This window comes from Pigmentiphaga sp. GD03639 (genome assembly GCF_029845405.1).
In the GTDB taxonomy this organism is placed as follows: domain Bacteria; phylum Pseudomonadota; class Gammaproteobacteria; order Burkholderiales; family Burkholderiaceae_B; genus Pigmentiphaga; species Pigmentiphaga daeguensis.
The window spans coordinates 1-23800 of the sequence record NZ_JAOCLR010000032.1 but is presented as its reverse complement, the minus strand read 5'-3'; the positions used below and the strand labels follow the sequence as shown (position 1 = coordinate 23800).

The 23800-nt window shown below is 65.3% G+C and carries 25 protein-coding genes and 8 pseudogenes; 30 read left to right on the top strand and 3 right to left on the bottom strand.

Going from position 1 to position 23800, the window contains the following annotated elements; translation table 11 throughout:
• Window positions 1–33 precede the first annotated feature (33 nt).
• A pseudogene (locus tag N5K27_RS24280) lies at window positions 34–219 on the top strand (transposase); the annotation flags it as partial.
• Between the two features lie 268 nt (window positions 220–487).
• Here N5K27_RS24280 and N5K27_RS24275 read toward each other — a convergent pair.
• A complete protein-coding gene (locus N5K27_RS24275; RefSeq protein WP_279819712.1) occupies window positions 488–1714 on the bottom strand; it encodes an FAD-dependent oxidoreductase in 1227 nt (408 codons plus the stop codon).
• Window positions 1711–2418: an FCD domain-containing protein gene (locus N5K27_RS24270; RefSeq protein WP_279819709.1), complete on the bottom strand. Its 708-nt coding sequence runs from the start codon at window positions 2416–2418 to the stop codon at window positions 1711–1713. Before N5K27_RS24270 ends, N5K27_RS24275 begins: the two co-directional genes overlap by 4 nt.
• 196 nt (window positions 2419–2614) lie before the next feature.
• Here N5K27_RS24270 and N5K27_RS24265 point away from each other — a divergent pair.
• From N5K27_RS24265 to N5K27_RS24215, 11 genes and pseudogenes are all read left to right on the top strand, one after another.
• Window positions 2615–3486: pseudogene (locus N5K27_RS24265) on the top strand (alpha/beta hydrolase).
• Between the two features lie 7 nt (window positions 3487–3493).
• Entirely contained in the window at window positions 3494–3916 is a 423-nt protein-coding gene (locus N5K27_RS24260; protein ID WP_279819706.1) for a 2Fe-2S iron-sulfur cluster-binding protein, read from the top strand.
• A 1-nt stretch (window position 3917) separates the two neighbouring features.
• On the top strand, window positions 3918–4862 hold the full coding sequence (locus N5K27_RS24255) for a catechol 2,3-dioxygenase (RefSeq protein WP_279819703.1): 945 nt from the start codon (window positions 3918–3920) through the stop codon (window positions 4860–4862).
• A gap of 83 nt (window positions 4863–4945) precedes the next feature.
• A pseudogene (locus N5K27_RS24250) lies at window positions 4946–5068 on the top strand (4-hydroxy-2-oxovalerate aldolase); the annotation flags it as partial.
• 40 nt (window positions 5069–5108) lie between these two features.
• Complete coding sequence (locus tag N5K27_RS24245; protein WP_279819700.1) at window positions 5109–5297, top strand: 2-hydroxymuconate tautomerase; 189 nt, start codon at window positions 5109–5111, stop codon at window positions 5295–5297.
• Between the two features lie 288 nt (window positions 5298–5585).
• The gene (locus N5K27_RS24240; RefSeq protein ID WP_279819697.1) at window positions 5586–6566 is read left to right on the top strand and encodes a tripartite tricarboxylate transporter substrate binding protein; all 981 of its coding nucleotides are present in this window, start codon (window positions 5586–5588) and stop codon (window positions 6564–6566) included.
• A gap of 287 nt (window positions 6567–6853) precedes the next feature.
• The gene (locus tag N5K27_RS24235) at window positions 6854–8350 is read left to right on the top strand and encodes an aromatic ring-hydroxylating dioxygenase subunit alpha (RefSeq protein WP_279819694.1); all 1497 of its coding nucleotides are present in this window, start codon (window positions 6854–6856) and stop codon (window positions 8348–8350) included.
• Window positions 8351–8415: 65 nt separating this feature from the next.
• A complete protein-coding gene (locus tag N5K27_RS24230; RefSeq protein WP_279819691.1) occupies window positions 8416–8916 on the top strand; it encodes an aromatic-ring-hydroxylating dioxygenase subunit beta in 501 nt (166 codons plus the stop codon).
• A gap of 212 nt (window positions 8917–9128) precedes the next feature.
• Window positions 9129–9470: a hypothetical protein gene (locus N5K27_RS24225; protein ID WP_279819688.1), complete on the top strand. Its 342-nt coding sequence runs from the start codon at window positions 9129–9131 to the stop codon at window positions 9468–9470.
• Window positions 9467–9820 carry a non-heme iron oxygenase ferredoxin subunit gene (locus N5K27_RS24220; RefSeq protein WP_279819685.1) on the top strand — a complete coding sequence of 118 codons (354 nt, stop codon included), beginning with the start codon at window positions 9467–9469 and terminating at the stop codon, window positions 9818–9820. The genes N5K27_RS24225 and N5K27_RS24220 overlap by 4 nt, the downstream gene beginning before the upstream one ends.
• Window positions 9821–10050: 230 nt before the next feature.
• A pseudogene (locus N5K27_RS24215) lies at window positions 10051–10422 on the top strand (phenol hydroxylase); the annotation flags it as partial.
• Here N5K27_RS24215 and N5K27_RS24210 read toward each other — a convergent pair.
• Window positions 10409–11331: pseudogene (locus N5K27_RS24210) on the bottom strand (LysR substrate-binding domain-containing protein). The pseudogenes N5K27_RS24215 and N5K27_RS24210 sit on opposite strands and share 14 nt — an antisense overlap.
• Window positions 11332–11457: 126 nt before the next feature.
• On the opposite strand from N5K27_RS24210, the gene N5K27_RS24205 reads away from it, so the two are divergent.
• From N5K27_RS24205 to N5K27_RS24120, 18 genes and pseudogenes are all read left to right on the top strand, one after another.
• Window positions 11458–11829 carry a 2Fe-2S iron-sulfur cluster binding domain-containing protein gene (locus N5K27_RS24205; RefSeq protein ID WP_008328848.1) on the top strand — a complete coding sequence of 124 codons (372 nt, stop codon included), beginning with the start codon at window positions 11458–11460 and terminating at the stop codon, window positions 11827–11829.
• A 21-nt stretch (window positions 11830–11850) separates the two neighbouring features.
• Window positions 11851–12795, top strand: a complete 945-nt coding sequence (locus N5K27_RS24200) for a catechol 2,3-dioxygenase (protein WP_008328854.1) — start codon at window positions 11851–11853, stop codon at window positions 12793–12795.
• A 144-nt stretch (window positions 12796–12939) separates the two neighbouring features.
• Window positions 12940–13371, top strand: a complete 432-nt coding sequence (locus N5K27_RS24195) for a heme-binding protein (protein WP_279819666.1) — start codon at window positions 12940–12942, stop codon at window positions 13369–13371.
• 22 nt (window positions 13372–13393) lie between these two features.
• Window positions 13394–14848, top strand: a complete 1455-nt coding sequence (locus N5K27_RS24190) for a 2-hydroxymuconic semialdehyde dehydrogenase (RefSeq protein WP_279819662.1) — start codon at window positions 13394–13396, stop codon at window positions 14846–14848.
• A 188-nt stretch (window positions 14849–15036) separates the two neighbouring features.
• Window positions 15037–15903, top strand: a complete 867-nt coding sequence (locus N5K27_RS24185) for an alpha/beta hydrolase (RefSeq protein WP_279819659.1) — start codon at window positions 15037–15039, stop codon at window positions 15901–15903.
• 23 nt (window positions 15904–15926) lie between these two features.
• A complete protein-coding gene (gene dmpE / locus N5K27_RS24180; RefSeq protein ID WP_279819656.1) occupies window positions 15927–16712 on the top strand; it encodes a 2-oxopent-4-enoate hydratase in 786 nt (261 codons plus the stop codon).
• Window positions 16713–16731: 19 nt separating this feature from the next.
• Window positions 16732–17520 (top strand): 2-oxo-3-hexenedioate decarboxylase, encoded by a 789-nt coding sequence (gene dmpH, locus N5K27_RS24175; protein ID WP_279819654.1) that lies wholly within the window; start codon window positions 16732–16734, stop codon window positions 17518–17520.
• 25 nt (window positions 17521–17545) lie between these two features.
• Window positions 17546–17875, top strand: a complete 330-nt coding sequence (locus tag N5K27_RS24170; RefSeq protein ID WP_279819651.1) for an antibiotic biosynthesis monooxygenase — start codon at window positions 17546–17548, stop codon at window positions 17873–17875.
• A 57-nt stretch (window positions 17876–17932) separates the two neighbouring features.
• Complete coding sequence (locus tag N5K27_RS24165; protein WP_279819648.1) at window positions 17933–18136, top strand: hypothetical protein; 204 nt, start codon at window positions 17933–17935, stop codon at window positions 18134–18136.
• Complete coding sequence (locus N5K27_RS24160) at window positions 18133–18936, top strand: SDR family oxidoreductase (protein WP_279819644.1); 804 nt, start codon at window positions 18133–18135, stop codon at window positions 18934–18936. The genes N5K27_RS24165 and N5K27_RS24160 overlap by 4 nt, the downstream gene beginning before the upstream one ends.
• 32 nt (window positions 18937–18968) lie before the next feature.
• Window positions 18969–19883: an acetaldehyde dehydrogenase (acetylating) gene (locus N5K27_RS24155; protein ID WP_279819641.1), complete on the top strand. Its 915-nt coding sequence runs from the start codon at window positions 18969–18971 to the stop codon at window positions 19881–19883.
• Between the two features lie 14 nt (window positions 19884–19897).
• Window positions 19898–20938 (top strand): 4-hydroxy-2-oxovalerate aldolase, encoded by a 1041-nt coding sequence (gene dmpG / locus N5K27_RS24150; protein ID WP_279819638.1) that lies wholly within the window; start codon window positions 19898–19900, stop codon window positions 20936–20938.
• A gap of 12 nt (window positions 20939–20950) precedes the next feature.
• Window positions 20951–21928, top strand: a complete 978-nt coding sequence (locus tag N5K27_RS24145; RefSeq protein WP_279819635.1) for a tripartite tricarboxylate transporter substrate binding protein — start codon at window positions 20951–20953, stop codon at window positions 21926–21928.
• A gap of 18 nt (window positions 21929–21946) precedes the next feature.
• Window positions 21947–22138, top strand: a complete 192-nt coding sequence (locus N5K27_RS24140) for a 2-hydroxymuconate tautomerase (RefSeq protein WP_279819632.1) — start codon at window positions 21947–21949, stop codon at window positions 22136–22138.
• Window positions 22139–22149: 11 nt separating this feature from the next.
• A pseudogene (locus N5K27_RS24135) lies at window positions 22150–22935 on the top strand (1,6-dihydroxycyclohexa-2,4-diene-1-carboxylate dehydrogenase).
• 11 nt (window positions 22936–22946) lie between these two features.
• Entirely contained in the window at window positions 22947–23510 is a 564-nt protein-coding gene (locus N5K27_RS24130; RefSeq protein WP_279819626.1) for a hypothetical protein, read from the top strand.
• Window positions 23464–23565: pseudogene (locus N5K27_RS24125) on the top strand (IS481 family transposase); the annotation flags it as partial. The gene N5K27_RS24130 and the pseudogene N5K27_RS24125, both read left to right, overlap by 47 nt.
• Window positions 23566–23593: 28 nt before the next feature.
• A pseudogene (locus N5K27_RS24120) lies at window positions 23594–23800 on the top strand (integrase); the annotation flags it as partial.

Below are 23800 nucleotides of genomic sequence, written 5' to 3'. Positions count from 1 at the left end.
TCTGGTCAGATTTGAATCGGCGCCAACACGAAGAACCGCAACAAGTCGCGCATCCGCGCGCGGGTGGAGCACGTGTTTGGCGTGGTCAAGCGGCTATGGGGCTTTAGCAAGGTGCGCTACCGGGGTCTTGCCAAGAACGCCACGCGCGCATTCACGGCCCTGGCGCTGGCCAACATCTACCTGAGCCGATCAAGGTTGATGACACAGGTGCGCCCATGACCATGAGGGCTGCAAATGGGCCGAAAGGCCCGAGAAACAGGCTCCCGGGGGCCGCAGAAAGGGCGTTCGGCCACCTGCTGGAGCTACCTCGACCCGTCACGAACCCGAACGGGCTCTTTGGCGGGGCTTATTCAGCGTAGCCTTAAATCAGACCCTGGTGTTTTGGCAGGGCAGCTACGACGACGGCATGACGTACCTCCGACGGGTTCGGCAGCAGTGCCTTACGGATGATCCGGACCACGCTGGCCTGCCAACTCGGGGATCTGCCTCAAAAAATGCGGCGCGCCGCAAGCAGTTTGCGCAGATCCGTGCCGGGGTCGGCGAGCACAGCGCGGTCCGGCAGCGCCTCGTTACCCAGCAGTCGCTTGAGCGACGAAAACTCACGCACGTTGTTCATGCAGGTCACGCCGACCACGCGACCCCGATGCAATTGGATCAGCGAAAACTTGGCGCCGACCGATGCATCTCCACGCACGATCTCGTCGTCGCCCATCGAAACTCCGGCCACCTGGATGTGCAGATCGTATTGGTCTGACCAATACCAGGGGATGTCGGCATAGGGCGTTGCCGTCGGGTCAAGCAAGGTGCGCGCGACAGCCAGCCCTTGATTCTGGGCGTTTGACCAAGTCTCGATGCGTTCGAAGCGCCCGCTGACCGGGTTGCGCTGGCGGGTCACGTCACCAATGGCATAGACGCCGGGACAGGTCGTGCGGCCAAGGCGATCGACGAAGATGCCGTCGTCGCAGGCAATGTCGGCGGCGCGCGCCAGTTCGTCGTTGGCGACGACGCCGATGCCTACGACCACCAGGTCGGCCTCCAGCCGAGCGCCGTCGTCGAGCACGATCGCGTGACCGTCGAACCCGGTCACCTGACGGCCCAGACGAATGTCGACGCCTCGTTCGAGGTGCGACCGTGCGACGACGGCTGCAAGAGTCCCCGATGCGCAGCGGTTCATCAGCCGATCGAGGGCTTCGATGACGGTGACCGTGGCACCGAGGCCACGCGCCGTGGCCGCGAGTTCGAGCCCGATTACCCCGCCGCCGATCACCACCAGCCGGGCGCCCGGCGCGAGCCCGGCGCGAATGCGTTGCGCGTCGTCCAGGGTGCGCAGCGTGATGACCGGCATCGGGGCGTCCTGCAGCGCCGGCAGGCGGCGGGGCGTGGCGCCGGTGGCGAACACCAGGGTCCCGTAGCCGAGGCTGCGGCCGTCGGCCAGCAGCACTTCACGCCGCGGCGTGTCGACCTTGCACGCCGGCGTGCCGCGCAGCCACTCCACATCGCGCGCGCGGCTCAGATCGAGGCGGATCTTGTCGGCGACACCCTCGCGCAGGAACTCCTTGGACAGGGGCGGGCGGTCGTAGGGAGTCTCGACTTCGTCGCTGACGACGACAATGCCGCCACCGAACCCGCCGGAGCGCAATCCGCCGACGAACGACACGGCGGCCAGGCCACCGCCCAGCACGACCACGGGGCCTTGCAGCACAGCCTCGGTCATTTGAGCAGGCCGTCCTTGCGGATCACTGTCAGCGCCCGGTGCACATGCGACGTCAACACGGCACCGGCGAGGTCGGCATTGCGCGCCATCACGGCCTCGAAGATCGCCCTGTGCTCGTCGTGCACTTCGACCGGCGGCGGCCCCTTGGTGACCGAGACGCGGCGATAACGTTCGGACTGCTGGTACAGCAGTCCGCGAAACCTGAGCATCCACTGCGACGTGCAGGCCGCCACCAGCATTTCGTGGAAATGGCGGTTGCAGACCTCCCAGCCGTCGAACGCGCCTTGGGGATCGACGCGCAGGCGTTGCTCGGCCAAGGACAGCTTATGAAACGCACTGACGACACTCGCTTCCCAGTCGTCCTTGCCGAGTGCGATGCTCTCGCGCACCGCTTCGCATTCGAGCAGAGTGCGCATGCGCGTCAGGTCTTCGAGGTCGGCGAGCGACATCGGCGCCACACGGAATCCGCGCTGGCCTTGCGCCACGACGAGGGAATCGGACACCAACAATGCCAGCGCCTCGCGCAGCGTCCCCGCGCTGACCTGATAGGTCGCCTTCAGATGTTCGACGCGCAGCTTCTGTCCGGCTTGGTGGCCCCCATTGATGATGTCCCGGCGCAGCTGGCGATACGCCGTCTCGATCAGCGTTCGAGGCTTATCTGCGGCTTCATGGGCTTCCAAGACATCAGCGTCGGCGAGTGACATGGCGGGAAATGAGATTCTGGGTTGACGGTGGGGACGGAACTGATCACGATGATATCAGAAAAAATCTCGATGAAGTTAAGGGTTTGCACCATGCGCGTTCCGACCATCTATTCACAATAATCTCGATATTAAATGAACCTGTCGGGACTGGGTGCCAACAGCTCGGACGGCCATTCCTCTTTTTGATCGGATCGCAATGACTGCACCTCCGTCTCCCGAGATCGGCAAGAGCATTGTCGCGGCAGGGTTGCGCACCAACTACCACGATCTCGGCCAGGGCTTTCCGGTGCTGATGATCCACGGGTCTGGCCCTGGCGTCAGTGCCTATGCGAACTGGCGCCTGGTGATGCCCGAGCTTGCCAAGGATCGGCGTGTCATCGCGCCCGACATGGCCGGATTCGGCTTTACCGACCGTCCAGCCAGCGCTGTTTACACGATGGACGGCTGGGTCGCGCAGGGGATCGGTCTGATCGACGCCCTCGATCTGGCGCAGGTCGATCTGGTGAGTAATTCATTCGGCGGGGCGTTGTCGCTAGCGCTCGCTCATTCGGCGGGGCGTTGTCGCTAGCGCTCGCGATCCGTCATCCCGACCGGGTCCGCCGCCTCGTGCTGATGGGCGCCGCCGGTGTGAACTTCGAGCTGACCCCCCCGCTCGATGCGGTCTGGGGCTACACGCCGTCGTTCGAGAACATGCGCAAGGTCATGGACTGGTTTGCCTACGACCGCAACCTGGTCAGCGACGAACTGGCGCAGCTGCGCTACGAGGCGAGCAACCGCCCGGGCTTCCAGGAGTCGTATGCGGCGATGTTCCCGGCACCGCGGCAACGCTGGGTTGAGTCGCTGGCCAGCAGCGACGACGACATCCGCAAGCTGCCGCAAGAGGCACTGATCATTCATGGCCGCGAGGACCAGGTGCTGCCGCTGTCGAATTCGATCCGGCTTTCACAGCTGATCCTGCGCTCGCAACTCCACGTGTATGGACGCTGCGGGCACTGGACCCAGATCGAGCACGCGCAGCGCTTCGCCCAGCTCGCCGGCAATTTCCTGGCCGAGGCCGACGCTGCCTGAACGCGCGATGGACCCGACAAAGTCTGCGTCTACAGCTGCGGTGCCGGTCGCCGGTGGATGCCAGCACCTCGTTCGCCTCACCCAGACCGGGGAGTCCTATGACTGCGCCGAATCGGAGACCCTGTTGCAGGGCATGGTGAGGATCGGTCGCAAGGGCATTCCGGTTGGCTGTGTGAATGGCGGCTGCGGAGTCTGCAAGATCAGCGTGCGCGTGGGCAGCGTGCGCAAGGTGGGCGCGATGAGCCGGGCTCACGTGTCGGCCGAGGAAGAGGCGCGTGGGGTCTGCCTGGCCTGTCGGGTGTCACCGCTCCAAGGCGTCGAGGTCGAGGTAGTGGGCAAGATGAAGAAGGCGTTTAGCTTTCAGTGGGGTGCCGGCGCTTCGTCCCGAAGCGGCGCGGCTGGCGAAACGAATCAGTCGAAGGAGACATGAAATGAGTGTGATGAGAATCGGGCATGTCAGCATCAAAGTGATGGACATGGCGGCGGTGGTGAAGCACTACGAGAACGTGCTGGGCATGAAGCTGACGATGGAAGACAAACACGGCAACGTGTGCCTCAAGTGCTGGGACGAATGGGACAAGTACTCCGTGATCCTGACCCCGTCCGATCAGGCGGGCCTGAACCACGTGGCCTACAAGGTCAAGAGCGATGCGGATCTCGATGTTCTGAAGCTCAAGGTCGAAGCCAGCGGCATCAAGACCCAGGTGTTGCCCGAAGGCACGCTGCCGTCGACTGGCCGGATGTTGCAATTCACGCTGCCCAGCGGGCACGAGATGCGGCTGTATGCGATGAAGGAATGCGTCGGCACCGAGGTCGGCTCCATCAATCCGGACCCCTGGCCCGATGGTCTGAAGGGGGCTGGTGCGCATTGGCTCGACCACGTGCTGCTGATGTGTCCATTCGATCCTGGTCAGGGCGTCAACAAGGTGGCCGAGAACACAAAGTTCTTCATGGAAGTGCTCGGCTTCTTCCAGACCGAGCAGATCACCGTGGGGCCGGGCGGCGCGTTCCAGCTGGCCTCGTTCGTCTCGTGCTCGAGCAAGCCGCACGACATTGCGTTCGTCGGCGGCCCGACCCCCGGCCTGCACCACATCTCGTTCTTCCTCGACTCGTGGCATGACATCCTCAAGGCTGGCGACGTGATGGCCAAGAACAAAGTTCGCATCGACGTGGCGCCCACGCGCCACGGCATCACGCGCGGCGAGACCATCTACTTCTTCGACCCGAGCGGCAACCGCAACGAGACCTTCGCCGGACTGGGCTACCAGGCCCAGCCCGACCGGCCCGTGACCACCTGGACCGAGGACCAGGCGGCGCGAGGGATTTTTTACCACACCGGCGTGCTGCCGGGCTCGTTCACCGAGGTCTACACCTGAGTCGCAGACTGGTCTGTCAGACCCGCAGGAACCCCGGCACCGCGCTTCGGAGCCTTTTCACGCAGCCTTGAAATCGAGACCATGGACAAGCCTCTAACTACGGCTTCCCGGCGCACACCGACAAGGAATACCTCGGCACGGTGATCCCGCTGATGAAGCAGGCCAAGGTCTCGGCGCTGCTGATCCCCGGCATCGGCACCGTCGATCAGCGTCGAAATTCGGTTCGTCTGACGACAGAAGAAACACATGCCGTTCGCCCAGAGCTACATGCTCGAAGGCCGCACCGAGGAGCAAAAGCGTGCGGTGATCGAGAAGGTGACGCAGGCGCTGCACGAGGCGATCGGCGCGCCGAAGGAGAAGGTGCGTGTGTGGATCTACGACGTGCCCAAGGAGAACTGGGGCATAGCCGGGCAGACGGCCAAGGACAGCTTATGAAACGCACTGACGACACGATCAGCGTTCGAGGCTCATCTGCGGCTTCATGGGCGTCCAAGACATCAGCGTCGGCGAGTGACGTGGCGGGAAGTGAGATTCTGGGTTGGCGGTGGGGACGGAACTGTTCACGCTGCCATCAGCAAAAATCTCGATGAAAGTTAAGGGTTTACACCATAGGCATGTACATCAATATTCATGATAATCTCGATATTAAATAATCGTCCGGTCGTGCCGGAGCCTATCCTTGAACCTTGATTGAGAAAGATTGAGAAAGATTGAGAAAGAACCATGAATGCCCACCATTGCAAACGTATCGCTGTAGCCATTCTCTCGTTCGGCGTATGGATAGGTACCGCCTTCGCCCAGGGTTATCCGAACAAGCCGATCAAGGTGATCGTCGGCTATCCGCCCGGGGGGGATACCGATGCCATGGCGCGGCTGTTTTCCGAAAAACTGGCGGCGCGGCTCGCACAGCCGGTCATCATTGAAAACAAGCCGGGTGCCGGCACCATCATCGCAAACAGCCTGGCCAGTCGCGCTGCGGCCGACGGCTATACCTTGCTGTTCACGCCCAATTCGTTCACTATCGCGCAGCTGGTGATGAAGGTGTCGGGGTCGACCAGGTACGACGTGCTCGATGGTTTCGAACCCATCATCCACACGGGCGACCAAGTGTTGCTGCTGGTCGCCAACCCGTCCTCGGGCTTTACCAGCGTGAAAGACATGATCGCTTCGGCCAAGAGTGGCAAGCCTCTTAACTACGGCACCCCCGGTGCCGGTTCCCCGATGCATATCAGCGGCGAACTGCTAAACCGAGCGGCAGGCATCAAGATTCAGCACGCCCCCTATCGGGGGACCGCTCCGGCCGTCAATGATGTCGTGGCGGGGCATCTGCCGCTGGCGTATATCACCCTGGGTCCGGTTGCCCAGTACATCAACACGGGCAAGTTGGTGGCGCTCGCGGTCACCGATACGAAGCGCTCGTCGTTGCTGCCGAACGTTCCGACACTGTCCGAGTTGGGCTACAAAGACGCCGTCGTCGGCGCCTGGCATGGTTTCTTCGCACCGAAAGGAACTCCGCCCGAAGTGGTTGCACTGCTCAACTCGCACTTGAACGAAATCATCCGGATGCCGGATGTGGTGGAGAAGATGGCCGTCTTTGGTGCGATCCCTGTCGGCGGTCCGCCGAGCGCTCTCGCGAAGCTCAATGCCGCGGAGTTGCAGAGGATGACGCAGGTCATCAAGGAACTCGGAATTCAGGCCGATTGATCACCAGGCTCTCCGCTGCGCGCTATGCGGCCAGATTCGGATGGCCGAGCTCTTTTTCGATGCCGTCGGTTCGAAGGGTCCTCTAACGGCAGTTTGTCCAACCTCGATCGATCTGCGGTGCACGGGCGCTGATCGATCGCGCACCACCGGCCCGACTGGATTGGCGCAGTTCGCTGCGTGCGCCCGGGGTGCTGTCCGGCACGGTGCAGCGAGCGCATACGCGCGGACTTTCGCGCATTCGGGACGGGGTCGCGTGTAGCCCATCTTTACCCTTGAGGAATACTGCAATGAACAAACCTGAATCCACGCCGGCCGATGCGATGAATCGCAGCCACATTGGCGTCGAAGAGCTGATCGATGATCGGCGCGCCGAAGGAATATTCCGTGTCCATCGGAGCGCCTTCCTCGACCCTGGTATCTTTGAACTCGAGATGTCGAAGGTGTTCGAGTCAACCTGGGTCTTCATCGGGCTCGAGAGCCAAGTCGCGAGGCCGCACGATTTCATCACCAGCCACATTGGTCGCCAGCCGATCATCCTCACAAGGACGGCCGGCGGAACGCTGGGCTGCTTTCTCAACAGCTGCCGTCACCGGGGCCCGCTGCTCTGTCCGTTCAGCGGCGGCAACCAGAAATTTCACGTGTGTCGTTACCATGGATGGGTTTACGACAGCTCGGGTCGAAATGTCGGCATCACCGACCAACAGGAGGGTCAGTATCCAGATTCGTTTGCAAGCGGCGACCATGATCTCGTGCCGGTTGCCCGGCTGGAGAGCTATCGCGGTTTCGTATTTGCCAGCCTGTCGCCGAACGTTCCCGGCCTGCGCGAGCATCTGGGCGGTGCACATGTGTTTCTGGATATCGTTGCCGATCAAGCGCCGAACGGCCTGGAGTACGTCGCCGGGGCCATTGACTACACCTTCGATGCCAACTGGAAGCTTCAGTTCGAGAATGGGCTCGATTTCTATCACTTCGCGTCGACCCATAGTTCGTATGTCGACATCCTGAATCGTCGCATCCAACCCTCGGCGACGCCGGGTCCGACGTCTTCCGCAGTCAAACAGGAGTCGGCGCTCACCGGTCAGGGGACGTTCAGTTTTCCGCGCGGGCACTCGGTGATGTGGTCCACCCTTCGGCCGGGTCAGGCTCAGCATGCTGCGGGCGATGTCGGTGATGCGCCGTCGCCTGCCGCTGAGGGGGACGAGGGCGTCAGGAGAAAGTGGCGCATGCGCCAGCGCAACCTCACGATCTTTCCCAATCTGCAGATCATCGATATCCAGTCGATGAAGCTGTCACTTCAGCTGCGCACTTGGCAGCCGCTTGCGGTTGACAAGACGCGAATAAGCTCGCATTGCCTCGCTCCGGTCGGCGAGGCTCGCGGCGAGCGACGGTCGCGCATCCGCGCGTACGAGGACTTCTTCAACCCCAGTGGGCTCGCGACTTCCGATGACAATGTCATGTACGAGTTTTGCCAGAGCGGGTTCAGGGCCATCGCGGCGGGCCCGACGCAGGGCTATCTGCGCGGTTTGGGCGAGTTGCAGACCAATGGCATGGAGCACGCCGCGGAGCTGAATATCGACGACTGTGAATCGGCGTTTGGATCGATCACGTTTGGCAATGAAACCTGTTTTCATGCAGGTTATCGGGAATGGCAACGCCTGCTGCTCGCCGAGGACTCCAGGAGTTCCGTCATCGTCCACAGCCCGCGCGCTGCCGGCCAAGCGACGGCGGTTGAGCGACCCGTCGTTGACGACGCCGTCGCGACGGGTTTGAGGAAGTCGCCATGATGAGTTTGAGGAAGTCGCCATGATGAGTTTGAGGAAGTCGCCATGATGAGTTTGAGGAAGTCGCCATGATGAATCACGAGGCCACGGCAGTCGCCACGGAGATCTTGTTCCGGGAGGGGATGTATCTGGACCGGCGCAGATGGAAGGAGTGGGTTGGTTTGTATGCGCCCGATGCGGTGTATTGGGTTCCGGCCTGGCGCAACGAGTACGACGAGATCGACGATCCGGATACCGAGATCTCTTTCATCTATCACGATTCGCGCATCGGCCTTGAGGAGAGAATCAGTCGAATTCAATCGCGAAAATCGGTTACCGCCATGCCACTGCCGCGCACGACGCATTTTGTGAGCAATGTCATGGCGAGCCCGGCCGGGGCAGAGACGATCGAGGCCCAGTCGAGCTGGATGGTGCGCGTCTACGATCCCCGGACCGCCAAGCAGCACGTTCATTTTGGCTGGTACGAACTACAGATGAAACATAAGGACGGGCAGTGGTTGATTGCGCGCAAGAAGATTCATTTGCAGAACGACCTGGTTCCCGCGGCGATGGATTTCTATGCGCTCTGACCCGCTGCGCCGGCTGTCACGGGCAGTGCTGGTTTCTCCTCTGGCGGGAGGAAGGTTTGCAGAGCGTCGCCATGCTGTGCAGCGAGCGGTCAAGTCGAAGGCTGCTCGTGGGAAAGTGCTTACGTTGTGCTGCCCATCCCCGATCTGATGAACGACCCCATGGTGCGCGAGGCCTATCTCGGGCTCGGCGTCGAAGCAACGGAGACTGCCGCATGAGTCTGTGGCTGGATCTGCTGGGCGCCACCGTGCGCCACGTCGACACTCCAAGCTTCGGCAACATCCGCATCGTCGAGACTGGCGTGGGCAAGCCCGAAGCGCTGCTCCTGATGCACGGCATCGGCGGCCACCTGGAGGCCTATGCGAAGAAAGTGCTGGCTTATCGGCCGGCCCGACTATCACGTCTTCGCTTTCGACATCGTCGGCCGCGGTATTGCCGACCATTCGATGATCCTGAACGCCATCGTGACCGCCAGCTCGCTGGCTGCCGGGCGCGCCTTCCCGACCCTGCACTGACATGTCAGCAGCCCTTGCCCAACGAGAGGACCCTTGCATGAGCGACTCCAAGACGATGACATTCATCGCCCGCATCGACGATGTCGAGGCCGGCTACGCCCTTCAGGTGCCTGTCGAAGGCCGCGAGCCGGTGGCGCTGGTGCGCCTAGACGAAGGCTATTTCGTCATCGACGACACTTGCACCCATGGTGCGGCGTCGTTGTCCGAGGGCGACATCGTTGGCTGCGAGATCGAGTGCCCGTTCCACAGCGGCCGGTTCGACATCCGCACCGGCGCCGCCACCGCGTTTCCGTGCGTCAAGGCACTGATGATCTACCCGGTCAAGGTCGAAGGCGACGAGGTCTACGCCGCACTGGACGCGGGCACGCGTGCCGACGAATCCACTTCCTGAAGGAGCCTCACATGGACGCTGCACCCCAAACTCTGCTCGACGACGACGTTCACCACGAAGACGGGCAGCGCGCCGTCGATCGGCGCATCTTCGTCGACCCCGATCTGTTCGAACTCGAGCAACGCCAGATCTGGAAAAGGTCTGGGTCTATGTTGCACATGAGAGTCAGCTGCCCAAGCCCAAGGACTCCCGCGCTGATCTGGGAGTCTGGCGAGCGACCAGCACCTTTCGCGGGCGGGTGCACGCTGCCCATCACCCTGGTCTACGGCCAGCGTTCGCACGAGGAGCTGTACTACGACGCCGAGTTCCGCGCGCTCGCCGAACAGCACGCCAACTTCACGTACGTGCCGGCGCTCTCGCACGAGCCAGAGGGCTCGGACTGGGACGGCTTCCGCGGCTTCGTGCACGAAGCGGCCAAGGCGCATTTCGGCGGCAGCTTTGCGGGCCAGAAGGCCTACCTGTGCGGGCCGCCGCCCATGATCGAGGCCTGCATCTCCACCCTGATGCAGGGCCGCCTGTTCGAGCGCGACATCTACACCGAGAAGTTCCTCTCGGCGGCCGACGCGCAGGCCGCCCGCAGCCCGCTGTTCAGGCAGGTCTGAGGCCGTTGCCGCCCTTCGTTTCGCTCTTCCCATGCGCACGCACCACCTCCAGGAACATGGCCAGCACCGGCGACGGATCGCCGCGCCGGTAGAGGCAGCTCAACTCCAGGTCCTTGAGGTGGCGGCTGCGCAAGGGCACGAACACCACGCCCGGCAGGCGCAGGCTGGCGGCCGACCGGGTGGCGATGGTCAGCCCGAAGCCACTGGCCACCAGGGCCACGGCCGTCACCACGTCCTCGACGTCCTGCTCGACCGCCAGCCGCACGCCTTCCTGGCGGAAGGCCTCGGCCACTTCCTGCGCCAGCCCGTGGATGGCCTCGTTGGGGTAGAGGATCATGGGCAGCCCGTCGAGGTCGGCCATCCCGACCTGCTGGCGTTGCGCCAGCGGGTGCGCTTCGTGCATCGCCACCAGCAGCGGCTCGCGCAGCACCGACTCGACCACCAGGTCCGGCTCGGGCGGGACCAGTCGGTTGAAGCCCACTCTGATGCGACGTTCGCGCAGCGCCTGCAGCTGCTCGGACTTGGTGAGGTTGTGCAGCGCGATGCGCACCTCGGGCCGCTGCGCGTGGAACTTCGCGAGCACACGGGGAATGACGTCCAGCACGCCCGAGCCGTAGATGCCCACGTCGAGCTGTCCGGTCAGGCCCTGCGCCGCGCGCCGCGTGCGCTCGGCCGCGCGCTGCGCCAGGTGCAGCAGGTTGGGCACCTCGTCCAGCAGCGTCTGGCCCGCCTCGGTCAGCTCCACGCCGGCCGGTGTGCGCAGGAACAGCGGCGCGCCCCCATCTCGTCTTCCAGCGCCTTGATCTGGCGCGACAGCGGCGGCTGCGCCATGTGCAGGCGCTCGGCCGCGCGGGTGAAGTTGCGCTCTTCGGCGACCGCCAGAAACTGGCGCATGTCTTTGAGATCCATGGGGCCTCCTGGTTCGGCTTGCAATACCTCACCAGTATAGGGTCGCAAAAATTCGGTATTGGACGGTATGACCGCTCCGCCCTATCTTTGGCAGCTGAAGCTGCTGCGTTGAAGAAGAACTGAGACATGTCCCTGTTTGATTCCCGCCCCAAGTTCGCAGTGCACGTGGCCCAGACGGACGAGACCTTTCCCTGCGCCGGCAATGAAAGCCTGCTCACCGGCATGGTCCGCCTGGGCCGCAAGGGCATCCCGGTGGGTTGCGTCAACGGCGGCTGCGGGGTCTGCAAGGTCCGCATCGTCGAGGGACAGATCAAGGCCCTGGGGCCGATCAGCCGTGCACACGTGACGCTCGACGAAGAGAACCAGGGCTACACGCTGGCATGCCGCGTGGCGCCCCAGACGCCGGTGAACCTCGAAGTGGCCGGCAAGTTGAGCAAACCGTTTTCCAAGGGGCGCGCAGAGTCTGCGACTGCCAGCCCTTCGATTCAGCAGCAGTAACCAACCACCAGGAGACACAACATGGGTGTGATGCGCATCGGGCACGCGAGCCTGAAAGTGATGGACATGGACGCCGCCGTCCGGCACTACGAGAACGTGCTGGGCATGAAGACCACCATGAAGGACAAGGCGGGCAACGTCTACCTCAAGTGCTGGGACGAATGGGACAAGTACTCGGTCATCCTGACCCCGTCGGACCAGGCCGGCATGAACCACCTGGCCTACAAGGTCGAGAAGGAAGCCGACCTTGAAGCGCTGCAGCAGAAGATCGAGGCCTGGGGTGTGAAGACCACCATGCTCGACGAAGGCACCTTGCCCTCGACCGGCCGCATGCTGCAGTTCAAACTGCCCAGCGGGCACGAAATGCGCCTGTATGCCAGCAAGGAGTTTGTCGGCACCGACGTGGGCAACATCAATCCCGACCCCTGGCCCGACGGCCTCAAGGGCGCGGGCGCTCACTGGCTGGACCACTGCCTGCTGATGTGCGAGATGAATCCCGAGGCCGGCATCAACACCGTGGCCGACAACACCCGCTTCATGACCGAGGCGCTGGACTTCTTCCTGACCGAGCAGGTGCTGGTCGGACCCGAAGGCAACATGCAGGCGGCGACCTGGATGGCCCGCACCACCACGCCGCACGACATCGCCTTCGTCGGTGGGCCGCGCAGCGGCCTGCACCACATCGCCTTCTTCCTGGACTCGTGGCACGACGTGCTCAAGTCCGCCGACGTGATGGCCAAGACCAAGACGCGCATCGACGTGGCCCCCACCCGCCACGGCATCACGCGCGGCGAGACGATCTACTTCTTCGACCCGAGCGGCAATCGCAACGAGACCTTCGCCGGCCTGGGCTATCTGGCCCAGCGCGACCGGCCGGTGACGACCTGGACCGAAGACCAACTGGGCAGCGGGATCTTCTATCACACGGGCTATCTGGTGCCGTCTTTCACCGAGGTGTACACGTGATCACCCCCCTGCGCCACTGACGCGGCTTCCCCCCCTCTCTGGCGCGCCTTCGGCGCTTGGAGGGGGGACGGCACCTGAGGCCCGGCGGAGCCGGTTCCTCGGTGCCCCTCGAACTGGCTCCCCCTCCTTCTCATTGTTCTTCTGATGACAACCGCTCTTTCTGTTCCTTCTGCCGTCATCTCCGCATCTGCGGCTTCGCTGGCCTGCCAGGCGGCGGTGGCGCATGCGGAGGCATCGGGCATTCGCATCAACGTGGCCGTCACCGATGCCTCGGGCACGCTGGCCGCTTTTCTGCGCATGCCCAATGCCTTCCTGCATTCGATCGACATCGCGATCGACAAGGCCTACACCGCCGCGAGCTTCGGCTTTCCCACCTCGCAATGGGGCGGCGTCATCGGTGACGACGAGCTGCTGCGCATCGGCCTGAACCAGCGCCAGCGCCTGGTGCTGTTCGGCGGCGGCCTGCCGGTCGTGACCGACGGCCAGCGCATTGGCGGTATCGGTGTTTCCGGTGGCTCGGCCGAGCAGGACGAGGCCTGCGCCCGCGCCGGCCTGAAAGCCCTGGGCCTCGACTGATTTTTCATCTCACTCACGCACCATGAAACAGTTCCTGAACTTCATCAACGGCGAATTTGTCGCCACCGCCAAGACCTTCGACAACCGCAACCCGGCCACCAATGAAGTGGTCGGCCAGGTGCACGAGGCCGGCCAGGCCGAGGTCGACGCCGCCGTGGCCGCGGGCCGTGCCGCGCTCAAGGGCGAGTGGGGCCAGATGAGCGTGGTCAAGCGCGCCGAGCTGCTGCACGCGGTGGCCGACGAGATCAACCGCCGCTTCGACGACTTCCTGGCCGCCGAACTGGCCGACACCGGCAAGCCGCGTTCGCTGGCCTCGCACATCGACATCCCACGCGGCGCGGCCAACTTCAAGATCTTCGCGGACATCGTCAAGAACGTGCCGACCGAGAGCTTCCAGATGACCACGCCCGACGGCGGCACGGCCATCAGCTACGGTCTGCGCACGCCCCTGGGCGTGGTCGGCGTGATCTGCCCCTGGAACCTGCCGCTGCTGCTGATGACCTGGAAGGTCGGCCCGGCCCTGGCCTGCGGCAACACCGTCATCGTCAAACCCTCGGAGGAAACCCCCGCCACCGCGACCCTGCTGGGCGAGGTGATGAACGCGGTCGGCGTGCCCAAGGGCGTGTACCAGGTGCTGCACGGCTTCGGCCCAGGCTCGGCCGGCGAATTCATCACCAAGCACCCGGGTGTCAACGGCATCACCTTCACCGGCGAGACCCGCACCGGTGAAGCCATCATGGCCGCCGCCGCCAAGGGTGTGCGCCCGGTGTCGTTCGAACTCGGCGGCAAGAACGCCGGCATCGTGTTCGCCGACGCCGACTTCGACAAGGCGATCGCCGGCATCACGCGCAGCGCCTTCGAGAACTGCGGCCAGGTCTGCCTGGGCACCGAGCGCGTCTACGTGCAGCGCCCGATCTTCGACAAGTTCGTCGCGGCACTGAAAGCCAAGGCCGAAGGCCTGAAGATCGGCGGCCCCGACATGCCGGGCGTGGGCATCGGCCCGCTGATCTCGGCCGAACACAAGCAGAAGGTCATGGGCTACTACGCCAAGGCCAGGGCCGAGGGGGCGACCGTCGTCACCGGCGGCGGCGAACCGGCCATGACGGGCGAGTACGCCAACGGCCACTTCGTCCAACCGACCATCTGGACCGGCCTGCCCGAAAGCGCCAGCGTGATCCGCGAAGAGATCTTCGGCCCCTGCTGCCACATCGCGCCCTTCGACACCGAAGAGGAAGCGATTGCGCTGGCCAACGCCACCGACTACGGCCTGGCCACCACCGTGTGGACGCAGGATCTGGGCAAGGCGCACCGCATGGCCGCGGCCATCGAGGTCGGCCTGTGCTGGATCAACAGCTGGTTCCTGCGTGACCTGCGCACCGCCTTCGGCGGCAGCAAGGCCTCGGGCATCGGCCGCGAAGGCGGCGTGCACTCGCTGGAGTTCTATACCGAGCTCCGCAACGTGATGGTGAAGCTGTGATCTCCCCCCTGCGCCGCTGCGCCCTGGAAGAACGGCCTCGTGCGCCGACAGCGAGTGGGCCGGGGCGACTGGTGCAGTGAAGTAAAGGAGGAGGCGGGCGCGCAGCGACCGACGGGGGACATGAACGGAACCAGTCGTCCCGGCCCACTCGCCGCCCCTTCAACGCAAAGACCTCAAGGACAAGACACATGAATGCCCCACACAACCCTGAAATTGCGCTGAGCGTTCGCACAGGCAGCTTCAACACCAACGTGCACGACCTCGGCAGCTCCAAGCCGGGACAGCCTCCGGTGCTGTTCATCCACGGCTCCGGTCCGGGTGTGAGCGCCTGGGCCAACTGGCGCCTCGCCATGCCGGTCATCGCAAAGGACCGCCGCGTGATCGCGCCCGACATGGTGGGCTTCGGCTACACCGACCGCCCCGCCGGCATGACCTACAACATGGACACCTGGGTGCAGCAGGCGCTGGATGTCATGGACGCGATGGGCGTCGAGAAAGCCGACGTGGTCGGCAACAGCTTTGGCGGTGCGCTCTCGTTGGCGCTGGCGATCCGCGCGCCGCAGCGCGTGCGCCGCCTGGTGCTCATGGGCTCGGTCGGTGTGCCCTTCCCGATCACGCCGGGCCTGGACGCGGTCTGGGGCTACGAGGCTTCGCTGGACAATATGAAGCGCATCATGGACGTGTTCGCACACAACCGGGGCTTGATCACCGACGAGCTGGCCGAACTGCGCTACCAGGCCAGCGTCCGCCCCGGCTTCCAGGAATCGTTTTCGGCCATGTTCCCCGCCCCGCGCCAGCGCTGGGTCGACGCCATGGCCAGCCCCGAGGCCGCGATTCGCGCGCTGCCGCACGAGACGCTCATCGTGCACGGCCGCGAAGACCAGGTGATCCCGCTGCAGACCTCGCTGACGCTGAGCCAGTGGATTCCCAACAGCCAGCTGCACGTGTTCGGCCACTGCGGCCACTGGACACAGATCGAACACGCCGCGCGCTTCGTCCAACTGGTGTCGAACTTCCTCGCCGAAGCCGACGCGCAGGGCGCCGCGTCCGCCTGACCCCTTTTCCCACACAGAACACCATGGACAACTCCAAGATCCAGCACTACGGCGACGAGCTCTACCAGTCGCTGCTCGACCGCCAACCCGTCGCTCCGCTGACCGACCGCGAAGCGGACATCACCATCGAGGACGCCTACCAGATCCAGCTGCGCATGATCCAGCGCTGCCTGGACGCGGGCGAGCGCGTGGTGGGCAAGAAAATCGGCGTGACCAGCAAGGTCGTGATGGACATGCTCAAGGTCAACCAGCCCGACTTCGGCCACCTGCTCTCGGGCATGGTCTACAACGAAGGCCAGCCTATCCCGGTGGGCACCATGATCGCGCCCAAGGCCGAGGCAGAGGTCGCCTTCATCCTGGCGCGCGACCTCGAAGGCCCCGGCGTCACCGCGGCCGACGTGCTGCGCGCCACCGACTGCGTGATGCCGTGCTTCGAGATCGTCGAATCGCGCATCAAGGACTGGAAGATCAAGATCCAGGACACTGTGGCCGACAACGCCTCCTGCGGCGTGCTCACGCTCGGCGGCCTGCGCAAGAGCCCGCGCGACCTCGACCTCGCGCTGGCCGGCATGGTGCTGGAGAAGAACGGCGAAATCATCAGCACGTCCTGCGGCGCATCGGTGCAGGGCTCGCCGGTCAACGCGGTGGCCTGGCTGGCCAACACGCTGGGCCGCCTGGGCATCGGCCTGAAGGCCGGCGACATCATCCTCTCGGGCTCGCAGTCGCCGCTGGTGCCGGTGGTCGCGGGCGACAGCCTGTATTGCAGCGTCGGCGGCCTGGGCGGCACGTCGGTGCGTTTCGTCGCCTGAGCGGGAAGGAAACAACCACATGAAACTCGACAAGAACACCCTCGCCCAGCTCGCCGAGCACCTGGAAAAAGCCGAGCTGAAGGCGCACGACGTCACCAAGATCACCGACGACCACCCGGACATGGACTGGGACGACGCCTACGCGATCCAGGACATCATCCGCGCGCGCAAGGAAGGCCGCGGCAACAAGACCGTGGGCCTTAAGTGCGGCCTGACCTCCTACGCCAAGATGAAGCAGATGGGCGTGGACACGCCGGTCTTCGGCTTCGTCAGCGACTACATGGCCTGCGCCGAAGGCAGCGACATCAAGACCTCCGAACTCATCCACCCCAAGGTCGAGGCCGAGATCTGCGTCGTCACCAAGGCGCCGCTCAAGGGCCCGGGCTGCCACGTCGGCGCCGTGATGGCCGCCATCGACTTCGTGATCCCCGGCGTGGAGATCATCGACAGCCGCTACCGCGACTTCAAGTTCGACCTCAAGAGCGTGATCGCCGACAACACCTCGGCCTCGCGCTTCGTGATCGGAGGCCGTGCCCGCCGCGTGGACGAGCTGGACCTGCGCACGCTGGGCGTGGTGCTGGAGAAGAACGGCCAGATCGTGGCCATGGCCGCCGGTGCGGCCGTGATGGGCCACCCGGCCGCCGCCATCGCCGCCCTGGCCAACCACCTGGGTGCGCGCGGCCAGGAAATCCCGGCCGGCAGCTTCATCATGACCGGTGGCGTGACCGAAGCCATCGCGGTGCAGGCTGGTGACAGCGTGAACGTGCGCTTCCAGGACCTGGGCACGGTGGGCATGCGCTTCGTCTGAGCACCGCCCTGCGAAGCCTGCGCCCATGAACGCACCCGCCACCCCGTCGCGCGCCGTGACCGTGCTGGTCACGCGCCGGGTCGCGCCCGGTGCGGTGGCCGGCTTCGAGGCGGCCATGGCCGGCATGATCGAGGCGGCAACGCACTTTCCCGGCCACCTCGGCGGCCAGCTGGTGCGCCCCGGCGAGGCCGGCAGCGGTGACGAGCCCCTGCTCTACCACGTGGTCTTCGCGTTCGACAACGACGCGCACCTGGCCGCCTGGCAGGACTCGCCCGAGCGCTCGCACTGGCTCGCGCAAGTCGCCCCGCACACCATCGGCGCGCAGGAGATGCGCCGCGTCAGCGGGCTGGACTAATGGTTCGCGCCGGCGGGCAGCACCACCAAGGCGCCGCCGCGCTGGAAGGTGGCGGTTGTGACCTGGCTGGGCATCTTCCCGACCGTGCTGCTGCTGTTCCTCACCGTGGCGCCGCTGCTGGCCGACTGGCCGCTGGTGCCGCGCACCATGGTCATCACCGTGCTGGTGGTGGTCCTCATGACCTGGGTGGTGGCGCCGCGCCTGACCCGCTGGCTGGCCGGCTGGCTGCACGCCCAACCGCCCGCAGGAGAGCGCCCATGAGTCTGGCACCACGCCCCCTGGCGGGACAGACCGCCTTCGTCTCGGGCTCGACCGCCGGTATCGGCCTGGCCATCGCCCAGGCCCTGCTGGCCGACGGTGCCCACGTGATCATCAACGGCCGCAGCGAAGCATCGGTGCTGCGCGCGCTGCACACCCTGCGCGAACAGCGCCCGCAGGCCGAGGTGTCCGGCATCGCCGCCGACCTGGGCATCGCCGCCGGCTGCGAGCAGGTGGCGACCAGGCTGGCCCAGGTGGACATCCTGGTCAACAACCTCGGCATCTTCGAGCCCAAGCCCTTTGAGCAGATCGCCGACGCCGACTGGCAGCACCTTTTCGAGGTCAACGTGATGAGCGGCGTGCGACTTTCACGCGCCGCCTTGCCGGGCATGCTGGCGCGCAACCGCGGCCGCATCGTCTTCATCTCCAGCGAGTCGGGCATCTGTCCGCCGGCCGAAATGGTGCACTACGGCATGAGCAAGTCGGCCCAGCTGTCCGTGGCACGCGGCCTGGCCGAGTGCTGCGCCGGCACCGCCGTCACGGTCAACAGCGTGCTGCCCGGCCCCACGCTGACCGAAGGCGCACGCGCTTTCTTCGACACGCTCGCCACACAGCAGGGCCTGAGCTTCGACGAAGCCGCGGCCCGCTTCTTCCGGGAAGCGCGGCCCACCTCGCTGCTGCGCCGCTTTATCCGCCCCGACGAAGTCGCCGCGATGGTGGCCTACCTCTGCAGCCCGCAGGCCAGCGCCACCACCGGCGCCGCGCTGCGGGTCGACGGTGGCGTGGTGCGCACGCTCACCTGAACCTTTTTTCTTCTTCCCCCAGGAGTCAACCCATGACGAAAAAAATCAAGTGCGCCCTCATCGGGCCCGGCAACATCGGCACCGACCTGCTGGCCAAGCTGCAGCGCAGCCCCGTGCTCGAACCCGTGTGGATGGTGGGCATCGATCCCAACTCCGACGGCCTCAAGCGCGCCAAGGAGATGGGCATCAAGACCACCGCCGAGGGTGTGGACGGCCTGATTCCGCACATGAAGGCCGACGGCGTGCAGATCGTGTTCGACGCCACCAGCGCCTACGTGCACGCCGAGAACTCGCGCAAGGTCAACGAACAAGGCGCGATTATGATCGACCTCACGCCCGCCGCCATCGGCCCCTACTGCGTGCCGCCCGTGAACCTCAAGCAGCACGTCGGTCAGCGCGAGATGAATGTGAACATGGTCACCTGCGGCGGCCAGGCCACCATCCCCATGGTCTACGCGGTCAGCCGCGTGCAGCCGGTGAGCTACGGCGAGATCGTCGCCACCGTGTCCAGCAAATCGGTCGGTCCCGGCACGCGCAAGAACATCGACGAGTTCACCCGCACCACGGCCGGCGCGGTCGAGAAGGTGGGCGGCGCGAAGAAGGGCAAGGCCATCATCGTGATCAACCCGGCCGAGCCGCCGCTGATCATGCGCGACACGGTGCACTGCCTGGTCGAAGGCACGCCCGACGAGGCCGCGATCACGAAGTCGGTGCACGACATGATCCTGGAAGTGCAGAAGTACGTGCCGGGCTACAAGCTGGTCAACGGCCCCGTCTTCGACGGCAACCGCGTCTCGGTCTTCATGGAGGTCGAGGGCCTGGGCGACTACCTGCCCAAGTACGCCGGCAACCTGGACATCATGACCGCCGCCGCCGCGCGCACCGCCGAGATGTTTGCCGAAGAAATCCTGAAGGGCGAGCTCGTGCTCGAACCCGTCGCCGCCTGACCCGGAGCCCCACCATGAGCCAGCAAAAAATCACCCTGCACGACATGACCCTGCGCGACGGGATGCACCCCAAGCGCCACCTGATGACGCTCGACCAGATGAAGAGCATCGCCTGCGGCCTGGACGCCGCCGGCGTGCCGCTGATCGAGGTCACCCACGGCGACGGCCTGGGCGGCTCCAGCGTCAACTACGGCTTCCCGGCCCACTCCGACGAGGAGTACCTGGGCACCGTGATCCCGCTGATGAAGCAGGCCAAGGTCTCGGCCCTGCTGCTGCCCGGCATCGGCACCGTCGACCACCTGAAGATGGCGCACGGCCTGGGCGTGCACACCATCCGCGTGGCCACGCACTGCACCGAAGCCGACGTGAGCGAGCAGCACATCACCTACGCCCGAAAGCTCGACATGGACACCGTGGGCTTCCTGATGATGGCCCACATGAACAGCCCCGAAGGCCTGGTGAAACAGGCCAAGCTGATGGAGGGCTACGGCGCCAACTGCATCTACATCACCGACTCGGCCGGCTACATGCTGCCCGCCGACGTGAAGGCCCGCCTGCAGGCCGTGCGCGACGCGCTCAAGCCCGAGACCGAGCTGGGCTTCCACGGCCACCACAACCTTGCTATGGGCGTGGCCAACTCGGTCGCCGCCATTGAGTGTGGCGCCACCCGCATCGACGCCGCCGCCGCCGGCCTGGGCGCGGGCGCAGGCAACACGCCGATGGAAGTGCTGGTCGCCGTGCTCGACCGCATGGACGTGCAGACCGGTGTGGACGTCTGGAAGATCCAGGACGTGGCCGAAGACCTGGTCACGCCCATCATGGACTTCCCGATCCGCATCGACCGCGACGCGCTCACGCTGGGCTACGCCGGCGTGTACGGCAGCTTCCTGCTGTTCGCCAAGCGCGCCGCCGTCAAGTACGGCCTGTCGGCGCGCGACATCCTGGTCGAACTGGGCCGCAAGAAGATGGTCGGTGGCCAGGAAGACATGATCGAAGACACCGCCATGACCATGGCCCGCGCGCGAGATGCGCGCGAGCAGAAAAAAGCCGCCTGAGGAACACAGCCCATGCAACGCAGAGATTTCATCGCCTCCGTGGGGGCCGGCCTGGCCCTGGCACCCGCCGCTGGTTGGTCGCAGGACGCCTACCCCGCCCGTCCCGTCAAGCTCATCGTGCCCTTCCCGCCGGGTGGACCCACCGACATCATGGGCCGCACCGCGGCCAAGGCCATGGGCGACGCCCTGGGCCAGTCCTTCGTGGTCGAGAACAAGGCCGGCGCCGGCGGCAACATCGGCACCGACGCGGTGGCCAAGGCCGCGCCGGACGGCTACACCATCGGGCTGTCGGCCATCAGCAGCCTGGCCATCGCGCTCTACCTCTACGACAACCTGCCGTTCCAGGTGGAAAAGGACTTCGCCCCGATCTCGCTGGTGGGCACCACGCCCTGCGTGATCGTCGTGCACCCGAGCGCACCGTTCGCCGACCTCAAGGGCTTGGTCGCCTACGCCAAGGCCAACCCGGGCAAGCTCGGCTACGCCACGTCCGGCATCGGCACCAGCAACCACCTGGCGGCCGAGCTGCTGCAGTCGGTGGCCGGCATCGAACTCACCAACATCCCCTACAAGGGGTCGAGCCAGATCGTGCCGGACCTGCTCTCGGGCACGGTGATCATGAGCATGGAAAGCTCGTTGGCCACCACCTTGCAGCACATCCGCAGCGGCAAGCTCAAGGCGCTGGCCGTCACCTCGCCCACGCGCGCCAAGGACCTGCCGGACGTGCCGACGGTGGCCGAGTCCGGCTACCCCGGCTTCGCGGTGGAGACCTGGTTCGGCCTGGTCGCCCCCGCCGCCACCCCGGCCGCCGTCGTGCAGAAGCTGCACGACGCCTGGGCCAAGGGCGCCAAGACCGCCGAGGCCCAGGCCGCGTTCGACAACATCTCCGGCAACCTGCGCGTCACCACGCCCCAGGAGTTCGGCGCCTTCATCAAGGCCGAGAACAACCGCTGGGGCTCCCTGATCCGCAAGCTGGACATCAAAGCCAACTGACCCCGGGAGACCACCACCATGCCGTTCGCACAGATCTACATCCTCGAAGGCCGCACGCCCGAGCAGAAGAAGGCCGTGATCGAGAAGGTCACCCAGGCGCTGCACGAGGCCATCGGCGCGAAGAAGGAAACCATCCGCGTCTGGATCCACGAAATGCCCAAGGAGAACTGGGGCATCGCGGGCGTCAGCGCCAAAGACCTCGGCCGCTGACCAGGACCGGAATCGCCGCCTAGCGCTACCAGGGGCGCGTGGTCGTCGTGACCGGCGCCGCGCAGGGCATCGGCCGAGCCTGCGCGCTGCGCATGGCGGCCGAGGGCGCGCGCGTGGTGCTGGTGGACCGCGCCGCCGGCCCCTGCGAAGCGGTGCGCGACCAGATCACCGCTGCAGGCGGCGAGGGCCTGCTGGTGGCCGCCGACCTGGAGCAGCACGAAGGCGCGCAGGCCGTGGTGCAGGCGGCCCTGCAGGCCCACGGCCGCATCGACGTGTCGGTGCACAACGTGGGCGGCACCATCTGGGCCAAGCCGTTCTGGGAATACACGCCCGACGAGATGCAGCGCGAGATCAACCGCTCGTTCTGGCCCACGCTGTGGTGCTGCCGCGAAATGGCGGCGCTGATGAAGCGCCAGGGCGATGGCGCCATCGTCAACGTCGGCTCCATCGCCACCCGCGGCATCTACCGCGTGCCCTACGCCGCGGCCAAGGGCGGCGTGCACGCGATGACGGTGGCCATGGCGATGGAACTCGCCGAATTCGGCGTGCGCGTCAACTGCGTCTCACCCGGTGCCATCGACAACGGCCAGCGAATCGTGCCGCGCAACCAGCAGCCGCTGAGCGAAGCCGAAACCGGCTGGATGAAAGCCATCTACACGCAGTCGCTGCGCGACACGCCGATGAACCGCCTCGGCACACCGGAGGAGATCGCCGCGGCCATCGGCTTCCTGGGCGCGCCCGAAGCCTCGTACATCACCGGCCAGGTGCTGTTCGTGGGCGGCGGTGCCATCGGCTGAGGGCGGCTGGGATGAAGACGGTGGCCCAACTTGCCGAAGCGATCTGGGCCGCCCGCCAGGCCGGGCGCACGCTGGACGCCGACGCCACCGTCGGCTCGCCCGACCTCGCCACCGCCTACGCCATCCAGCGCGCGCTGCTCGGCCTGCGCCTGGCCGCCGGCGAGCGCGTGGTCGGGTGGAAGCTGGGTTACACGTCGGAAGTGATGCGCCGCCAGATGGGCATAGCCCGGCCCAACATCGGGCCGCTGACCGACCGGATGCTGCTGAACTCGGGCGACGCGGTGCATGAGCGCCTGGTGCAGCCGCGGGTCGCCTGCACATCAACCCGGTCAACGAACGGCTCCATCAAAGACGCCAGTGCAGCGGTTGCCGTCATCAGTGAGTGCAACTTTTCCTGGCCTTCGTTGACCGAATTCGGTGCCCCATTTGGCGTGGCGGCCTTGGAAACCAGCGGCCGGTTTGTGGTGAAGTGCTGCCATTCAACAGTCAGTGTCGAAAGTTGCTTGGAGTTGAACGTAAACCAAGGTGCTGGACTCCAGAACGCCTTTACAGGCCATGACGGACTGGTACGCTAAAAGGCCTGATTTGTTTGTCAAGCGCCGCTACGATCATCCGGGATGCGACAGCTAAGGGGCCCTCAACTCAATGGGAGACCATCATGGAAAGCTCTGGCAATTGCGTTCATCACGAGCCATGGAACAAGGGGAAGATAGTTGGGCAGAAGGCACCCTTCAAGGTCAAAGACGTTTGGGCCCTGCGCGTACGCCTTCAGATGCAAGGCCGGGTTCGCGAGCTCGCACTCTTTAAGGCTGCGCTGAATAAGTCGAGAGGTGGCGCGAGGTTTGCATGCATTGAGGCACCAGAG